This is a genomic window from Pseudoalteromonas sp. GW168-MNA-CIBAN-0100, assembly GCF_040309225.1.
GTDB classification, from domain to species: domain Bacteria; phylum Pseudomonadota; class Gammaproteobacteria; order Enterobacterales; family Alteromonadaceae; genus Pseudoalteromonas; species Pseudoalteromonas arctica.
In genome coordinates, this window is record NZ_JBEOOL010000908.1 from 1 (window position 1) to 248 (window position 248).

The following is a 248-nucleotide window of genomic DNA, read 5'->3' on the forward strand; positions in this document are numbered from 1 at the left end:
GCCCATCGCTTCCTGCGTGGCGCCCTGCTCGAGCAGCACGAAGCCGAGCGTGCCGCACGGTGCAGCGGCGCCGGGCGCAAGCTCGACCGCACGTCGGCAGGCCGCGATCGCTTCATCCATGCGGCGCAGCGCGAACAGCACGAGACCGCGAATCCGGAAGGCCTCCGGATGATCGGGCTGAAGCTGGATCAGGCGCGTGCACTGCTCGTCGGCTTCCTCGAGGCGGTTCATCACCCGCAGCGTATCGG

Annotated in this window: 1 protein-coding gene; it reads right to left on the reverse strand. The window is 69.8% G+C overall.

What is annotated here, in order from left to right; translation table 11 throughout:
• Window positions 1-248: tetratricopeptide repeat protein (locus tag AAEY62_RS23960; RefSeq protein ID WP_350636968.1), on the reverse strand; the 248-nt coding region annotated here is incomplete at both ends.